Origin of the sequence: Mycoplasmopsis bovis PG45 (genome assembly GCF_000183385.1) — a bacterium.
In the GTDB taxonomy this organism is placed as follows: domain Bacteria; phylum Bacillota_I; class Bacilli_A; order Mycoplasmatales; family Metamycoplasmataceae; genus Mycoplasmopsis; species Mycoplasmopsis bovis.
Map to the genome: position 1 here is coordinate 365,211 of NC_014760.1, position 17,523 is coordinate 382,733.

Consider the following 17,523-nt stretch of genomic DNA (forward strand, 5'->3'; position numbering starts at 1 on the left):
AAGCCTTATTTAAAGGTATATCCGTTTAAAATAGTAATTGATGTTACATCAATAACATCTGCAACAGTTGCACCGCGACTAAAGTCGTTGATAGCCCCATTTATTCCTTGTAATATTGCACCAACTGCACCATATTTACCCATTCTTTGAGCAATTTTGCAGCCTATATTACAGCTTTCTAGGTTTGGAAAAATAAATACTCCAGTTTCTTTTTGAACTGCACTAGGAAACTTAGCTTTTCTTACATTTAGGTCATAGGCTGAATCAAATTGCATTTCACCATTAATTACATTTAAACCTCTTTCAGTGGCAATTTTTGCAGCTTCTCTAACTAAGTCAGGATTTTCACCTTTGCCTGAGTTATTGGTTGAATAAGTCAAAAAAGCCCCTAGACTATTCATATTCATCATATTAGCAAAACTAATTGCATTGGTTGCAATGTCAACTAATTGTTCTGCATTAGGTTTTTGCACTGTTGATGGATCTGTAAAAATAAGTTGCTCATCATCTTTATGCATAACTATAACACTAGAAATAGTTTTAATTCCTGGTTTTGCACCAATGCATTTAAAAGCAGCACGTAAGATATCGGCAGTTGAATAAATTAAGCCACCAACAGCACTATCAACATCCTTTAATTTAATCATCATAGCGCCATAGTAAGGTCTGGTGTGCATATTTTTTAAGCAAGTTTCATAGTCTTCTTTGCCATTACGAATTTTAACTAATTCATTAGCATAAGCCTTAATTGACTCTTCTTCCTTGCTTAAAATAATGTTTTCTAGGCCATCATCAACAACTTGAGATTCATTTTCCAAAAGCATAATTGGCTTTGCTAAATTATTTTTCTTAAAATATAAAGCAGCTTCACGGGCTCTTTTGTCATCACCATCAATAAACAAAACTGACAAAATTTGTTTTTGACATTTCTCTTTTAGCAAAGAGCTAATATAAGCACTAAATTTCGAAGTAGTGTGCATAGTTTCTCCCTCTATAATAATTGTTTAAAAAGTATATTAAAAAATAAAGACCCTATTACAATTATATTCGCTTATATAACAGACTTAAAACAGTGTGTGGAAAAATTTCCCTTGCTTTAGAAATTTTTAGTTTTAAAATTAACTTTTTTTGTAACAAAATATATGGTTTTAGATCAAAACAATGAATGCTTTTATGCATACATTAGCAAACCATATATAATTATTCATTAACAAAGCAAAAAGCACCACAAGTTAACTTGCGGCGCTTTTTGTTGCCTTTTGTTAAAATTTGAGTATCTAAATTAAAAAAGAAAGGCTTTTACATTATATATGATTAGCAATGACAAAAATACTAGTTATTCAACTGACCTATGCTTGCTTAAAAAGAAATTAAATGTGCACGGCAAGTACAAGTTTAATTATGTACATTATGTAATTGATGAAACGAATTGAGATGAAATATTGACCAAGTCAAATCACAAAACCAATAAAAATAACATTAGCCCGTTGAGACTTAAAGAAATTCTTGAAAGGCTAATTGCAGGCTATGATATGAAAACTGTTTCTAATATTGTGGGGTTTAAATCAAGATCAATTTATAACTTATTTGACAGAATTACAATTGAAACAAAGCGTGGCTATGCTAAATATCAAAAGAAATGTAAATTGTGTGGTATGGACTTAAAAGGCAAAACAATATATGTAATTAGTGCTCTCAAATTTTTGAATTTAATTGAAACAAGACATGATTCAAAAAGATTAGAAAACAATTCTAAATTGCTTATGAAATACATTGAGATTTTTAAGTTTTACAAACAGTTACTGTACTTTTATTTGAAGAATAGAAATAGTTTTAACTTAGATAGTAAAGCTGTTAAACAGTCTGTGGCAAGCATTATTTTTAAATACATAAGAGAACTAGAAGCACAGGGAAAGCTTCAAAATTCATATATTCCATCAGTTCAAAACTTTTACCGTATATTGGCTAAACATAGTGCTTTTGGTCTAAAATTAGATATTCTTCCATATAAATCAAACGGTAAATATGGAAGTAGAACAACAGTAAAGCATGAGACAAAGAAGAAAACAATAGGCAAACTTATTACTGAACGTCCAGAATCAGTTAATTTAAGGCTAAATGACAATGATTATGAAATGGACACTGTAATTGGTTTAAGATCTGACAATTATTGCATTCTTACATTAATCAACAGAAAATCTAGAATGTTTTATTGCACGCTCTCTAGAAGAAATGCAAAAGCAATAAAAGAAAATTTGGAGAAATTGATTAAGGACAATAATCTTGTTATTGACACATTAACTATTGATAATGGAAGTGAAAATTACAAACTTCCAGAGATAGAATCAATCAAAGAAATTTTCCATTGTCATCCTTATTCATCATCAGAAAAAGGTAGCATTGAAAATGCTCACAGGCTTTTAAGAAGATACATTCCAAAGGGAAAATCTATAGATAAATATGTTGGTCAAGATCTAAAACCAATAGCCGATTTTATAAATTCACATCCAAGAATTTATAAAGGTGTCTCAGGCTTTAAATGTGCTAAGCAAATGCAATAAAAATTAACATCAACACAAAATTTTGCACTTTTGAGTACTCAAAAGTATCTTTTCTTTATTCTTTTTTTATGCTTTAGGCCATTTTCTTGTCAGAACAACCAAAAATTGGTATTATTTTTTCAATACTCAAATTAGGTGCTTTTTAATTTAAGAATTTATAAAACCATATATAATTTTAAGAACATAAATAATTTATAATATAAATAATAGTCTACAAGATATCCCTAATTCAGATATCATGGATTTTTAAATAGTAAGGAGGAATTAATATGTTTAAAATGCAATTTACAGACGTTGGTGAAGGTCTTCACGAAGGAACAGTTGTTGACGTTTTTGTTACTGAAGGTCAAGAAGTTAAAGAAGGTCAAGACTTATTCTCAGTTGAAACTGACAAAATGACAACAGAAATTCCTGCTCCAGTATCAGGCAAAATTGTTAAAATTTTAATTTCTGCTGGTCAAGAAATTCATGTTGGTGAAGAAATTTTTCACATTGAAACAAACTAATTTCAAATTAGCAATACAGAAAAATTCAAGGCAAACAGGGTCTTGAATTTTTTAATTGTTTTTAGTCCAAAAATAATAGAGAATATTATGGAATATTTTACATTTTGAATTTATGGTCGGTATATTTAGTAAAATAAAATTAGTATTAAAAATGTGTTTTTAAAGCATATTTAATTAATACTTATTAATTTACAAAGGACGAGTTTATGAAAAAAATTATTGTAGTTGGACTAGGTAATGTTGGATTTACATACATCAATACATCAGTAGCAAGAGGGCTTGAAGCTGAATGAGTATTAGTTGATAAAAATGTTCAAATCGCTGAAGCGCACGCTCACGACTTTGAAGATATGGTTTCATTGATGCCAAGAAATGGTTCAACATTTAGACCAGGTACATTATTAGAAGATTCTAAGGATGCTGATGTTGTTGTTATTACAGCATCAATTCCAGCTGACAAGACATTCTCAGACCGTATGGCTTTAGCAGGTGCAAATGCTAAATTAATGCAAAGCTTTGCTAAAGATTTAGATGCTGCTGGTTTCAAAGGCATTGTTGTAGTAGCTGCTAACCCATGTGACGTTATGGCTGCTGCTGTACATTATGGAAGCAAAATTCCAGCTAACAGAGTTATTTCTGCAGGTACAAACTTAGAAACTGGTAGATTGAAGAAAATGCTTGCCGCAAAATTCAAAACATCACCTGATGCAATTAGAGCATCTGTATTAGGTGAACATGGCGCTACAGCTATGATAGCTTGATCAACTGTTAAAGTTGGTGAAACAACTTTAGAAGGATTAGTAGAATCAGGCAAGATTACTAAGGAAGACTACGAAGAAGTTCTTAAACAAGTTATTGCTGAAGCATTCTACATTTGATCACGTAAAGGTAATACACAATTTGGTATTGCAACATCATTATTTGAAATTACAAAAGCAATTTTAGATAATAGACGTACTGTGATGAATTTAGGTGTTAAAATTCCTGAAGGCTATAAACACGCAGGTATTTATGTATCAATTCCTGTAATTATCGGTGAAAATGGATACGAATACTTACCATTCAAACCAAGTTTAACAAAAGAAGAATGAACAAAATTTGAAGCTTCAACTGAAGCAGTTGCTAAGGTTCACACAGACATTCTTAAGTCAATTGGTGTTGACGTTAAATTTGAATAACATTTATTAGTTCAAATAATTAATGAGTATTTAAGTATCCCCCTCCATCTTTTTCCAATTAATGTATTTCTTTCTTTCTTTGTGATGGGGGGGGTACTTTATTTACCCTTTACCTTTTCTTTATCACTTTAAGTATTTAAGTCTTAAAAAATAAGGATAATTGTTCTTTTATGTATTACCTTTATAAAAAATAATTTTAGAACTCTTGACAGATAGTGGAGGGCTCAAAAATGGACAATTTTATAAAAGTAATTACAACGCAGGGAATGTGAGGGGCTGTTATTTCTACCATTGTCTTTGTTGCAATTGGTTTTGCCGCTACTAGGGCAAAAATAGTAACAAAAGAGATGAATGGTAGATTATCTAAAATGGTTCTTAACTTCTTTCTACCATTTATGGTGTTTACTGCGTTTATGCAAGGAGCTAGCAAAGAAGATGCTGCTGCTGTAGGCATTGTGCTAGGTTCAAGCTTAGTTTTCTATATTCTATTTACTTTACTTTCGTATTTATTAGTTAAATTAGCTCCAAAATTCGTTTCATCACGAATTAACAGAAAAGCAGAAGAAGTTTATGCATGAAATAATGCAAATGCAACAGATGATTCTAAAAATAACTTAGCAGATATAAAAGCTGAATTGATTGATGACTATATGATGAAGCTTATGACGAGTCAATTTATGCTTATCTATGGATCATTGCAATTTTTTGCGCTTCCATTAGTACATTCATTATCGGACGGTGTTATTTTTCCAGTGTTCACAAAGGCTCTTTTACAAGTGTGGTGTGTACCATATCTTATTGGTGCTTTTGGCCATGTTCCTATGTTCTTCTCAGAGCAAAAAAATACTAAGAAAACTGTAGGAAAAGCATTTAAGATATTGGCTTTGAATCCAATTATAATTGCTTTATTTATATCACTCTTGCTTTGAGCATTACAATTTATACCTGGATTAGATACTAAATTTGTTGGCGTTTATAAAGTGTCAACAGACGGGACAGGGATGACATTTTGAGGTGCATTCCCAACCGCTTTACCTGCATTATACAAAACTATGCAAATAGGCACCGGTTTAGTTTCTCCAATTTCATGGTTAGTTATTGGTGGCTCACTTGCCACTGGAAGCATCAGAAAAGCTATTAAGGACAAAGATGTTTTAATTACATCTGCACGTAGAATGATCACAGTTCCATTAGTTGTTCTTTTAGTAAGCTATGGTGTTTTTGCTGGCTTTGTTTATGGAAAAGCTCTTACACCTGAAGTGGCTGCTGGTATCGGTACATTAATTGTGCTTCTTGCTGCAACCCCACCAGCTGGTGTTATATTAATATACTCGGCAGCTAATGACAATAAATACACTGTATATATTGCACAAGTATCATCATTAACAACATTACTAGCACTTATTTTCTTGCCATTATGATTGATTATTTCATACTCAACATTTGGACCAGTATTAAGCTCTATTGTTGCTTAATTTGATATCATAAGTAAAGCAATACATTTTTAAGGAATAACTTATATTTGTAAGTTATTTCTTTTTATTATGGAACCAAAAGCAAAATAAATAATATAAAATGTTAATTACTATGAATAAGCTAGATCTAAAAGAAAAATTAGAAAATAAACTTAGAGAGATTGCTTCTGATTTAGGCATTCAAAGAAATGTTTTTTTAACAGAATCAAAAAAACATGGTGATCTTAGTACTAATATGGCTTTAGGCAATTCAAATTTAAACCCAATGGAATTAGCTAGAAAAATCATTAGTATGATTGACGCTGGTGAGTTTGGAATTAAGAATATGACAGTTGCTAATCCAGGATTTATAAACTTTAGCATTGGTGATGATTATTTAGTCTCGGGGGTAAATCAGATTTTACACTTAGGCTCAAATTATGGAAAAGGGAATAAGTTAGGCAAAGTAAATGTTGAATTTATTTCTGCCAATCCTACAGGTTTTTTACATGTAGGTCACGCACGGAATGCGGCCGTTGGAAGTACGATTGCAAATATTTTAGAATTTGCAGGCTATAGCGTCAATAGGGAGTATTACATAAATGATGCTGGCAATCAAATAAATGTATTAGCCAATAGTTTATGAGCTAGATATAAACAAATTTTTTATCCAGACTTTCAAATGCCTGAAGAATCATATAAAGGTGAAGATATTATTTGAGGTGCTCAAAAGTTTTATGAAAAGTATAAAGATAAGTATAAAGATTGTGAACTAGATACAGAATTAATTAAGTTAGTTAAAGAAGAAGCAATTAGTATTTTTATGGCTAAAATACAGGAGGATTTGGCAAATTTTGGTGTTAAATTTGATACATATTTTAGTGAAAAATCACTATATGAAAATGATGGCGCGAAAATAAAAGAAACAATTAAAAATTTAAAGAATGCATATGAAAGTGATGGCGCTTTGTGACTAAAAACAACAATTCACGGCGATGATAAAGATAGAGTTTTAGTTAAAAGTGATGGCTCATATACATACTTTTTGCCTGATATAGTTTATCATCAAGACAAGTATAGAAGAATGGGCAAAGATGCAACTATTATTAATGTCTGAGGCGCTGATCACTCTGGATATGTTAAAAGAATGCAGTGCGCAGTTAGGGATTTAGGTCTTAATGATAATAATTTAGTTGTCTTATGTATGCAGTTAGTCAGACTAATAAAAAATGGCGAAGAGTTTAAAATGTCAAAAAGAAAAGGTACAAGCTTCTTTTTGAGTGAATTTGTTAAGATGGTTGGCAAAGATTCAGCAAGATTTTTACTTTTAGATAGAACTCTTAATTCAAAATTAGATTTTGATATTGATTTAGCTACTAGTCAAAGTAATGATAATCCAGCAATATTGGTTCAATATGCTAATGCAAGATGTCACTCCTTAATTAAAAAAGCTAGTGTAGATACAAGTAATTTAAGCGCTATATCATATGATAAGCAAAGTGATAACAATCTAATTACAAAGTTATTAGAATTTCCATTAGTAATTGAGAAATCAGCTGATAAATATGCAACGCATTTATTAACGCAATATTTAGTTAAATTAGCGAAAGAATTTAATTCATGATATACAAACAGCCCAAAGCTTATTGGTAGCGATAATGAACAAAGCCAAATTGCTTTAGTTAAAGCTGTAAGTATTACAATAGAAAATGGACTAAAACTTTTAGAAGTTTCGGCACCAACATCAATGTAAAAGTCATAATAAAAAAAGTAAGCAAACTTATTCAAATGAATAGTGCTTACTTTTTTTGTGCTTTTAAATTTGCCTTTTGCTTTTGTTTGCTACTCTTTTAGTCATTGAAATATTAGAGAAAGTCATAGCAAAAGGAAAAAGCAAACAAGGAATAGAAACGATTAATGTCGGCACCACAGTTCCTCACGAAAAGTATGTCAATACTAATGTTGCAGCTCCAAATAAAAATGGAACAATTGAGTGAATAATTATGTATTTGAAAGGGATTTTTACAGACTCTTTGGGAGTAACTATGAATTTTATTTTTTTATTAAGCAGTCCATTAAATACGGAAAGAACAAATGATGTATTCATTGCGGTATAAACTATTGTTGTCAATATAAACACAGGCAAAGCTAAAAGAATATTTTTGCTCTTGGCAAGATTAATTGCACTAAGTAATAATGAGCCAAGCAGGAAGACCATTCAAATGATTGCAAAGGTTAATTCTTTAGTGCTTACTGTAAAGCCTAGAAAGCCAATAATTAAAAAGTTTATTAAGAAAAGTAAGGCAAAAACAGGAATTAGTGGCAATGAATAGTGATTTAGTATTAGATCTATTCTTTCAAATCATCTATATTTCGATTTTCTATTTTTCTTCGCATATTTTTTTATATACTGCACATTACCTGCAGTTCAGCGACATTGCCTTTTCTTTAAGGCTATATAATCATTTGGAAAGTCTTCATAGCAGACAATATTAGGAGCATAAACTATATCATAACCTATTGATTTAATTTCAGCACTCATTGATGTATCTTCAACCAAAATCTGAGGAAAGCCATTAGTTTCACGATATACATCTTTTCTAATTATCATACCATGACCTAACAAAGAATTTTCGCCATAAAGCTGTCTCATGTAATGATGATCTAACGACTGCGTATTAGCTGAAATAGACATTAGGTATTGGAAAAGATTTTTGCCTTTTTTATTTAAATGGTAAGCCTGCAATGCACCAATTTTTTCATCAAACTGGAAATACTTAAGCGACTGTGATATAAAGTCTGCCGGAATAACTTCATCGCTATCTAAAACAACAAAATAGTCAAAGTCATCATTGTGTTTTAAAAAATTATTCAAGTTGCCAGCCTTAAAACCTTCTTTGTTCTCTCTTCTTACAACTTTAAGATTGTGTTTATTAGCAAATTCGTTTACCTTTTCAATATATTTGTTACTCTTACTATCATCCAAAATGACTGTTTCATAGTTATTCCAGTGTTGCATCATTGATTTTGATAACGATTCTTCATGAAAATCATCACAAGTACAATAGAGAAGCACAACCTTTTTATTCTTAAATTCATCAGTTAATTCAGAATTAATTATTGGTTCAAATTTTTGAGCTAACTTTTTCCGTCCAAACAAGAACACTAATGAGAAAACCATATTTTTTGTTGACTTTAATCAAAAGAAACAAAATATTAACGCATTTACCGATAGCATGATAACAATTATAATTTTGACTGCCAATGGATAAGTATTTTCTGCACTAAACAGGTTAATGAATTTAAAAATTAATGGCACTATTATTGCAGATGATAGTATTAGTCAAATGATTAATACAAATATAAAAACGCTTTGTTTCTTTTTCATTAAAAAAGTTTTAGTGTAATGCTATATTTCTAACAATTCCGCAAGGTCTTGAACATATTTCAACACCTTGCGTTTTTTTCATTCTGTATTATTTATTACTTCAACTTTGTAACTTCTCAAATATTCTATAATCTGTCTGAATGAGTAGTTTTGATGAAGATTTAGTCTTATAAAATTGTTCTTAACTTTTGTCGCAATTATTAGTGACAAGTAGTTTATAAACTCTGTTGTGTAAACTTTCATTTCTGAATGAACTCTTGTTTTTGATAGTTCCAAAATATTTTTGTAAAAGTTAAACATTTCTTCAATTTCTCATCTTTGATCATATAGTGTGTATACATCCTCTAATGAAAGGTCAACATTGGATTCAAAAACAATGACACCAAAAAATTGATTATTTTTATTGAATTCATCAATGTTAAATGTATTTCTTTTTAGATGTTTTTGATAGTTTCCAACACTTTCTTTGCCAGCTATTTCTAAGTCTTTAAATAGATAAAAAAACTTTCCATTTATTTGCTTTTTAGACCCTAGTAATTGCTTATCTTTAATTTTCACAGGAGTCAAGTTTTCATCAAGTTTTTCTTCTCTAATTAATGTTGTATTTCTCTTTAATGGCAAAAGATACTTAACATTTTTATTCTGTTCTAAAAGCTCTGTAATTGCTTTAGTTCTAAAGCCTTTATCAGCAACTAATATTTCGCCAGTGCTAGGCACATTTTCCAAAAAGTCCTCAAAAATAGTCGAATCCAGCATATTTCCTTGGTATGGTCTGTGATAAATTGGCTCTTTGGTATATAAGACACAAGTGTAAAGTAAGGTAAAATCTTTGCTACCTTTAACCTTGCCTTTTCTTGATCATTGAGAAAAAGTTACTTCATCTGAATTATAAGATTTAAGTGTGCCATCAATAATTTGCACTCTACCTTTAAACTCATTTATTCTATCTAACATGAAGTTATGTATATTTGAATATGCTCTACCAGTTTTTTCAAAGAAGTCTGGTAATAATGATTCAGATAAACCAACCTTTTTAAATAATTCAGACATAAATGAAGTTTCATAGTAAAACTTTAAATCACGATTAACGGCTTTTGGATAGGCACATCTAAGAATAGCAATTACATATAATTTGTAAGCTGTTGATGAATCAAAATGTGTTAGTAATTTTTCCAAAATATCATTGCTATTTTTTGTAAAAATTGCTATGTTACCATAGTCTTTTATATCTGTTTTTTCTTGATTTTTCTTAGATCTTGTACCTACTGGGATAGGTGTTTCAAAAGGAACAAATTTGTAATCTACTATTTCGCCAACAATTGCCAAATCTTTTGGAATTGCTTTTCCATTCACATATTTGCTGGTTCTTTTTACAACTTTAAATTTTCCAAAGTAATTCTTTACAACTGTGTTTTTAGGTCTTTCAACTTGTCTTATTTCAACTGGAATTGCCATTTTCAAATTCTCCTAAATATATAGCATTATAACTATATTATAACACAAAATTTAAATAGAGAAATAAATAAAATTAATTTTTTTATGATGACATTAGCAGCATTTTTTAAGTCTTTGTCAGAAAAATAAATAAAAAAATGTCTACATTGTTCAAAATGCGACATTTTGTATAGTATTATGGGGTATAACTTTTATATTTCATTGTTATTATGATATTTCCTTAAGGTAAATTGAAGATTTAGCAATTATATTAGAAATTCTAAATTTAGTATGCTGTTAGTTTCTAAAAAGCATAAAAAAATAAAAGCCCTGCCTTTATTTTATTTAGTTAAAAAAGTTTCTAGAATTTTGATAAATTCTGGCCAGTTTTCCTCAAACATCATATGGCCAGTTTTAGGAATAAAAGTAGTCTCTATGCCTTTAACATGCTCTTTAAAGTATTCTAAGCACTCTTCTCTTCTTATAACACCATCTTTTTCGCCTAAAATCAAAATAGTTGGTACAGTTATTGCATTTAAGCCTTCTTCAATTTTGTTATGTAATTCCAAAACCGGAAGAGATTCACCAAGCTTAACTATAGTTTCATTGTTATAGTCATTTGGATTAAAATTTTTCCTTGCATTTTCCATTCACAACTTGTTAGATGTAAATGTACTTATGTCATAATACAAAGACTTTAAAAATACTAAAAAGTCATCAAATGTTTTAGGAAAATAATCATTTCTGTATTCATCAGCTAGAGCTAATGATGTCTTATTCATAGGTGCAATATAAACCATTTTTTTAAATAAATCTGGTCTTAATTTATATGCTAAACTAATTGTACCTCCACCCATTGAATGACCTATTAATGTAACATTTTTTAGATTATTTTTTTCAACGAATTCAATCACTAATTTAGCAAATTGATACACCGAAACTTCATGGTCATTAATTGGCATAACATTATTATTTCCCGGAAACTGGAGTGCATAATAATTAGACTTTGTTCAATATTGTTCAAATAACTTAAAGGTTTTAGGCGAAGAGTTAAAACCGTGACAAAAAATTATATTTTCATTATCATTACCATTGTCTTTAAAAACTACATTATAGTCATAAATGATTTTTTTCATATTAATCCTCAATAATCAAAATAATAATAGCTATTAGATAATAGCTATATAAAAATTAGTGTATTTATGTAATTATTTTTGTAATTTTAAATCTCAAATACTTTCAATTAGTTTTGTATCAAATGCATATCCAGATGCAGATTTAACTGTGGCTTCTTGATATGATCAAGCCTTTTTATCAGGCGAAGTTTTTTCAAAGAATTCAACTAATGTTTTATCATACTCAACAACATCTTTTTTAATTCTTTCATAGTCATATTTATCTTCAAAGACTCTGTTCATTTTTGGTCTTACAGTACCACTGTCCTTTTCATAGCCAACAGCTAATCCAACTACTGGAAATGCTTGGCCTTTAATACCCAATATGTCAATAAGATATTGCACCATAACTCTGGTTCCGCCTATAAAACAGGTTGATAAGCCTAATTCTACAGCAACATCCTGAGCCATTGTGGCTTGAATATATGCATCGCCAACAGCAACTGTATATGCTTCAGATGAATTATTGTCATATTTGTATTCTGGAAATGCTTTTTGCGCAAGATTCATTCTGTTAAAATCCGCCACAAAAACCATAAAAAATTGAGCATCCTTTAAGTGTTTTGTAAAAGGCCTAAATTCTGAAATCTTTTCTAATAATTGACGATCTTTAATTATTATGACACTAGATGAGTGTCAATTTGATGATGTGGGAGCTGAATTAACTACATCAATAATTTTTTTATAGTCGTGTTCTGGAATTTTTTTATCAGCGTCAAAGCTTCTAACTGAATATCTGTTTTTGATTTTTGTGATGAAATCCATATTTACCTCTTTATATAAATTATATTAAATAAGAGATGTAATGTGCTAATTTGTAAATGATATGAAATTTTAAAGACATTTTTCTAAGAGGCTGTTTTATAGTGTTTTTCTATAAATTTATCAACATAGATCATATTATTAAGTATATGTTTTGCTAACCATGAAAACTCAAAATCAGGATTATATGTTAGTGATCAACTTATTCCATATAAGCAAACTATAGCTTTTGTTGCATAGTATTCATCGTAGTCAAAGTCAAAGTTAGCATACTTAAGATATTCATTAATAAATGCTTTTTCATCTTCAATTGAGTAATCTAGATCGCTGCAGTGATAAGCAATATCAAAATATCTAGTATTCATTGATGAATATTCAAGGTCAATAAACATTATTTCATTGTTATTGGCTAGTAATATGTTTTCTCGATTAAGATCATTGTGGCTAGGAACATCATTTTTTAAATATTTTGAAGCAAGCAACACCTTGCTTTTAACTTGCTCGCTAAATGTTTGATTAAAAAGCTTATGGTCTTTATTTTTTTTGTAATACAAAGCAATTCTTTTAGAAATTTTATTTTTAATAAGCTTTATTTTTGAATTATGTAAATTTGCAATTTTCTTAGCAATTTTGAAGCGAATGAGGTTGTTTTGAAAGTCTATTGGTATTTTATTAACAAAGTGACGTACTATTATTTCATCATCCTCATAAATCACATTTTCTGTTATGCCAAGGTTACTAAATTTTTCTAATTTATTCAAATGATTAAAGCCGTTCTTTTGCTTTACTTGAATAAATAAATCGTTTTTGACATAAGATAGATTCGTATATCCATCATGAAGTTGAATTTTATTATCATCTAGGAGTAAATCTTTGTAAATATGTTCATAGGACATTTTTGAAAATTCATTGCATACATATAAGGCATCTTTATACTGTTTTTGGGTAATATTAAACTCTTTTTTAACTAATGAAAGATCAAAATTCATATGAATAAGTGACATTGCATCAAAAAGCGGGTTTGATTTTCTAACTCACTCAAAGTCAATTAATTCAACATCATTGTTTTCATTTATTAAAACATTTTTAAGGTTCAAATCACAATGGCAAGTAGCATCAGATCCAGTATTTGCATATTGTTCTACATACTTTTGATATTTCTTAGTGCCTTTACCATAGTAAAAAAGATCAATAGCAGGCAAGTCAACTTTAATTTTATGAAACTCTTTAATTTTGTCTATAACAGCTTTTTGTACTTCAAGGGTTAAATTAACTTTTTCTAACGTTTTACCTTCAAATCATTTTCTTACCAATATGCCTTTTTTGTAGTAATAAACGCCTGGCATCTTATCCATAAATAATGATTCAATTGAGTGATCCACTAAATCAGAAATAGGAATTCTCAGTTGACAAGTTTGCCCTTCATATTTCACTTTAAAAGTATAGTTATGAAAACCCTTATAATAAAATTCTATGTTAGAAAGCTTGCTAAGCAAATCATTATCAACTTTAGACCTTAAAAATTCATATTCATTCATAGTAATTTAATTATATAAAAAGCAAATTAATGAATTGCTACATTAAGTAAATAAAAACTGCAAAAACATTGCAGTTTATTTGTCGACATTTGTTTTCAAAATATCCAAGAAAGCTTCTTGCGGCACTTCAACAGAACCCAGCATCTTCATTTTTTTCTTTCCGGCTTTTTGTTTTTCTAAAAGCTTCTTGTATCTACTTATATCAGAAGCATGAAGCTTGTGAGTTACATCTTTTCTAAACGCTTTAATTGTTTCACGGGCAATAATTTTTCCACCAATAGTAGCTTGTACAGGCACCTCAAAGTTCTGTCTAGGAATAGCATCTTTTAATCTTTTAGTTAAATCTCTTGACTTTTCATAAGCTGAATCTTTATGTGTAATAATTGAGAAAGCATCAATTTTATCGCCATTTAATAAAATATCAACTTTAACCAAATCACTTGTTTTATAGCCTATTAAGTCATATTCAAAGGAAGCATATCCTTTACTTAAGCTTTTCATTTTATCAAAAAAGTCAAAAACTATTTCACCTAAAGGCATTTCATAAACTAACCTGCTTCTAGAATCATCAATATAGTCTAATGACTTATAAATGCCACGTTTGTTTTGGCACAAGTCCATAATATTACCAATGTATTCATTTGGCAAGATAATTGTTGCTTCAATATAAGGTTCTTCAATGTGATCTATATAAGTACGATCTGGCATAAGCGAAGGGTTAGAAATCATTTCAAATGAGCCATTAGTTTTAACAACTTTATATTCAACGCTTGGACTAGTTGCAATAATTCCAACTTTATACTCTCTATTTAAACGCTCTTGAATAACATCCATATGAAGCATTCCTAAAAAGCCAACTCTAAAGCCAAATCCAAGAGCTTTTGAAGTTTCTTGTTCTCAAGTTAGCGAACTGTCGCTAAGAGAAATTTTGTCTAAGCTCTTTTTAAGTTCGGCATAGTCTCTAGTATCAATAGGATAAAATCCTGTAAAGAGTACAGGTTTTTTACGTTTGTATCCTGGAAGAGGTTCCAATGCTGGATTTTCAACCAAGGTTATAGTATCACCCACATGAACTTCCTTTGCATCTCTAATTGTGGCTGCAACATATCCTACTTCACCAGCTTCTAGGTATTCTTTCTTAGTTTCTTTAGGATTTCTTACGCCTAGTTCAATAACATCGTATTGAGCAGTATTTGACATAAATTTGAAGTCATCACCAACTTTTAACTTGCCTTGGAATACTCTAATAAGCATAATAACACCACGATACTCATCAAAATATGAATCAAAAATTAATGCCTTTAGAGGTTTGTTATCATCAGCATCAACAGGCGCAGGAACATAATCAACAATTGCATCAAGAACTTTTTCACAATTTAAGCCTGTTTTTGCACTAACACATACAGCATTATTGGCTGGAATACCGATAATATTTTCAATTTCTTCTTTAGTTTTTTCAATGTTTGCTGATGGAAGGTCAATTTTGTTAATAATTGGAATAATTTCTAAATTATTTTCTAAAGCAAGATAAACATTAGCAAGAGTTTGAGCCTCAATACCTTGTGTAGCATCCACGAGCAATAAAGCCCCTTCAGAAGCTGCTAATGATCTAGAAACTTCATATGTAAAGTCAACATGCCCAGGAGTATCAATTAAGTGAAATGTGTAATCTTTATATTTAATTTGCACAGCATTAAGCTTAATGGTGATTCCTCTTTCTCTTTCTAAATCCATTTGGTCTAAAAATTGCTCTTCTAGATCTCTAGCAGCTACTGTGTTTGTTAGTTCTAAAATTCTATCTGCAAGCGTACTTTTACCATGATCTATGTGCGCTATTATTGAAAAATTTCTTATTTTGCTCTTGTCCATATTATTACCATCATTTAAAAAAATTAAGAATTAAAATACTATTAAATAAATTAATTATATAGTATAGTTATAAATTATGGATTATCAAGGAAGCTTTAAAGAGAAACAATTTATTAACAAAGGACATACTAATATTTCGTATTTACTTAACGGAAATTTTGTTCAGGAAAAAATTTATACAGGATTTAATCATAAAATTGACTATAAAATATTGTCAATTTTTGACTTTGTACCTAAATTAATTAATAATGATGAAATGAAAGTTGAATGGGAATTTATTAAAGGCGATGAGCCAAAATTAAGCAATGAAAATTTAATTAAAATTGCAAAATACTTATATACTATTCATCATTCAAAGCTTAAGTTTCCGCCTTCTAATCACGCTGCTAGGGTAAAAAAGTATCGTAAGATTTTAAGTGAAAAAAATGTAAATATAAAGGCCTTGAACGACTTTTATCGTAATGTTAACAAAACACTAAGTAACATGAGAACCGATATTCCATGTCATAATGACTTATGGACTTCTAACCTTGTTTTACAGGATGAAACGGAAAAATTGTATATTTGTGACTGAGAGTATGCAACCATGGGCGATCCACTTTTTGAGTTAGCATACTTTATAGAGAGCGCAAATTTAAGTAAAGAGCAAGAAAAAGTTTTTTTAGACGCTTATGGTGAATATGATGAACTATTTTTGATAAGACATAAGATGCTAGTAAATTATTTAGTTATTTTGTGAGTCTACTCACAAGATGAAAAGCCATTTTCAACAGAAATGTATGAAAAAAGACTTTACAAATATGATAAAGAACTAAGCCAACTTAGAGGATTTTAGTCCATGAAAATAATTGCTAAAAAGCAGTATACCAGTATAATAGGAGACATATGAGAAAGCAAAAAGAAGTTAAGCTGAGAATAAAAGGGTTTATTTTACTAACAATATTTTTATTAATGTCTGCAGCTCCATTAATAGCTTATGTTTTTCTTGCAAAAATGGCTGATTCAAATGTATGAATCATAAGATTTGTAAATCTAACTGCAAATAACATCAAAAAGAATTTTGTAGGCATTGATGGCAACACAAGCGGAATTTTCGTTAATTTTTATAAAACGTATTTCTCAATTTTATCATCAGATTGATCTAAATTAGGAATATCAGACATCATTTTAATAATTATGGCATTTGTTGGCTCACAGCTTTTCTTAATTTTATCAGTTGCATGGCTTTTATATGTGTTTATTGTATATTGCGTATTTAATCTATTTAAAGGTAAAGTATTTATTTTATACGCATTAATATCACTATTACTATTTGTAACAGCAGGTGTGTTATATGGTTTACTTTATTTTGGACCAGTTATAGATAAAACATCATTAAAAGTTGCAATTGAAAGTAAATTTATTATTTTTGTAAACAAATGATTAATTTGGATACTAACAGGAGTTATTTTGGCTCAAACAATTTTAATTTGTGTTGAACTAGCTACAGTTAAAAGAGTAAATAGTAACCTAAGAGTGCAAACCCTAGAAATGCAATAGTTTTATATTTAAGTTAAAGCAATCTAAAAAATAACTTTATAAGAACAAAACATTAAGTTTTGTTTTTTATTTTGCTGTAAAACAGCAATATTAGTCAATTTTATGTTTAAGTAATGCAA

At 29.5% G+C, this 17,523-nt stretch carries 14 protein-coding genes; 7 read left to right on the plus strand and 7 right to left on the minus strand.

Annotated elements, in window-relative coordinates; all coding sequences use genetic code 4:
- Window positions 1-5: 5 nt before the first annotated feature.
- Window positions 6-980: a phosphate acyltransferase gene (locus tag MBOVPG45_RS01615; protein WP_013455941.1), complete on the minus strand. Its 975-nt coding sequence runs from the start codon at window positions 978-980 to the stop codon at window positions 6-8.
- Between the two features lie 552 nt (window positions 981-1,532).
- On the opposite strand from MBOVPG45_RS01615, the gene MBOVPG45_RS01620 reads away from it, so the two are divergent.
- The 5 genes from MBOVPG45_RS01620 to argS all read left to right on the plus strand — a co-directional run bounded on the left by MBOVPG45_RS01620 (window position 1,533) and on the right by argS (window position 7,452).
- Window positions 1,533-2,561: an IS30-like element ISMbov1 family transposase gene (locus tag MBOVPG45_RS01620; RefSeq protein ID WP_080551570.1), complete on the plus strand. Its 1,029-nt coding sequence runs from the start codon at window positions 1,533-1,535 to the stop codon at window positions 2,559-2,561.
- A 269-nt stretch (window positions 2,562-2,830) separates the two neighbouring features.
- Complete coding sequence (locus tag MBOVPG45_RS01625) at window positions 2,831-3,067, plus strand: biotin/lipoyl-containing protein (protein ID WP_004023902.1); 237 nt, start codon at window positions 2,831-2,833, stop codon at window positions 3,065-3,067.
- 206 nt (window positions 3,068-3,273) lie between these two features.
- Window positions 3,274-4,245, plus strand: a complete 972-nt coding sequence (locus tag MBOVPG45_RS01630) for a lactate/malate family dehydrogenase (RefSeq protein WP_013456271.1) — start codon at window positions 3,274-3,276, stop codon at window positions 4,243-4,245.
- Between the two features lie 230 nt (window positions 4,246-4,475).
- On the plus strand, window positions 4,476-5,720 hold the full coding sequence (locus MBOVPG45_RS01635; RefSeq protein WP_013456628.1) for an AEC family transporter: 1,245 nt from the start codon (window positions 4,476-4,478) through the stop codon (window positions 5,718-5,720).
- Window positions 5,721-5,832: 112 nt separating this feature from the next.
- On the plus strand, window positions 5,833-7,452 hold the full coding sequence (argS, locus tag MBOVPG45_RS01640) for an arginine--tRNA ligase (protein ID WP_013455937.1): 1,620 nt from the start codon (window positions 5,833-5,835) through the stop codon (window positions 7,450-7,452).
- Between the two features lie 63 nt (window positions 7,453-7,515).
- Here argS and MBOVPG45_RS01645 read toward each other — a convergent pair whose 3' ends face one another.
- From MBOVPG45_RS01645 to lepA, 6 genes are all read right to left on the minus strand, one after another.
- Window positions 7,516-9,087 (minus strand): glycosyltransferase family 2 protein, encoded by a 1,572-nt coding sequence (locus tag MBOVPG45_RS01645; RefSeq protein ID WP_013456014.1) that lies wholly within the window; start codon window positions 9,085-9,087, stop codon window positions 7,516-7,518.
- A gap of 21 nt (window positions 9,088-9,108) precedes the next feature.
- Window positions 9,109-10,542, minus strand: coding sequence for a transposase (locus tag MBOVPG45_RS01650; protein WP_013455919.1), 1,434 nt, complete (start codon window positions 10,540-10,542; stop codon window positions 9,109-9,111).
- A gap of 320 nt (window positions 10,543-10,862) precedes the next feature.
- On the minus strand, window positions 10,863-11,657 hold the full coding sequence (locus MBOVPG45_RS01655; RefSeq protein ID WP_013456045.1) for an alpha/beta fold hydrolase: 795 nt from the start codon (window positions 11,655-11,657) through the stop codon (window positions 10,863-10,865).
- Window positions 11,658-11,729: 72 nt separating this feature from the next.
- The gene (locus MBOVPG45_RS01660) at window positions 11,730-12,461 is read right to left on the minus strand and encodes a nitroreductase (protein WP_013456375.1); all 732 of its coding nucleotides are present in this window, start codon (window positions 12,459-12,461) and stop codon (window positions 11,730-11,732) included.
- An 83-nt stretch (window positions 12,462-12,544) separates the two neighbouring features.
- Window positions 12,545-13,996, minus strand: coding sequence for a phosphotransferase (locus tag MBOVPG45_RS01665; protein WP_013456251.1), 1,452 nt, complete (start codon window positions 13,994-13,996; stop codon window positions 12,545-12,547).
- A gap of 75 nt (window positions 13,997-14,071) precedes the next feature.
- Entirely contained in the window at window positions 14,072-15,865 is a 1,794-nt protein-coding gene (gene lepA / locus MBOVPG45_RS01670) for a translation elongation factor 4 (protein ID WP_013456549.1), read from the minus strand.
- 76 nt (window positions 15,866-15,941) lie between these two features.
- On the opposite strand from lepA, the gene MBOVPG45_RS01675 reads away from it, so the two are divergent.
- Both MBOVPG45_RS01675 and MBOVPG45_RS01680 read left to right on the plus strand, forming a co-directional pair.
- Window positions 15,942-16,700 (plus strand): phosphotransferase family protein, encoded by a 759-nt coding sequence (locus MBOVPG45_RS01675; protein ID WP_013456247.1) that lies wholly within the window; start codon window positions 15,942-15,944, stop codon window positions 16,698-16,700.
- A gap of 50 nt (window positions 16,701-16,750) precedes the next feature.
- A complete protein-coding gene (locus MBOVPG45_RS01680) occupies window positions 16,751-17,404 on the plus strand; it encodes a hypothetical protein (protein WP_013456435.1) in 654 nt (217 codons plus the stop codon).
- The last annotated feature ends 119 nt before the right edge of the window (window positions 17,405-17,523 follow it).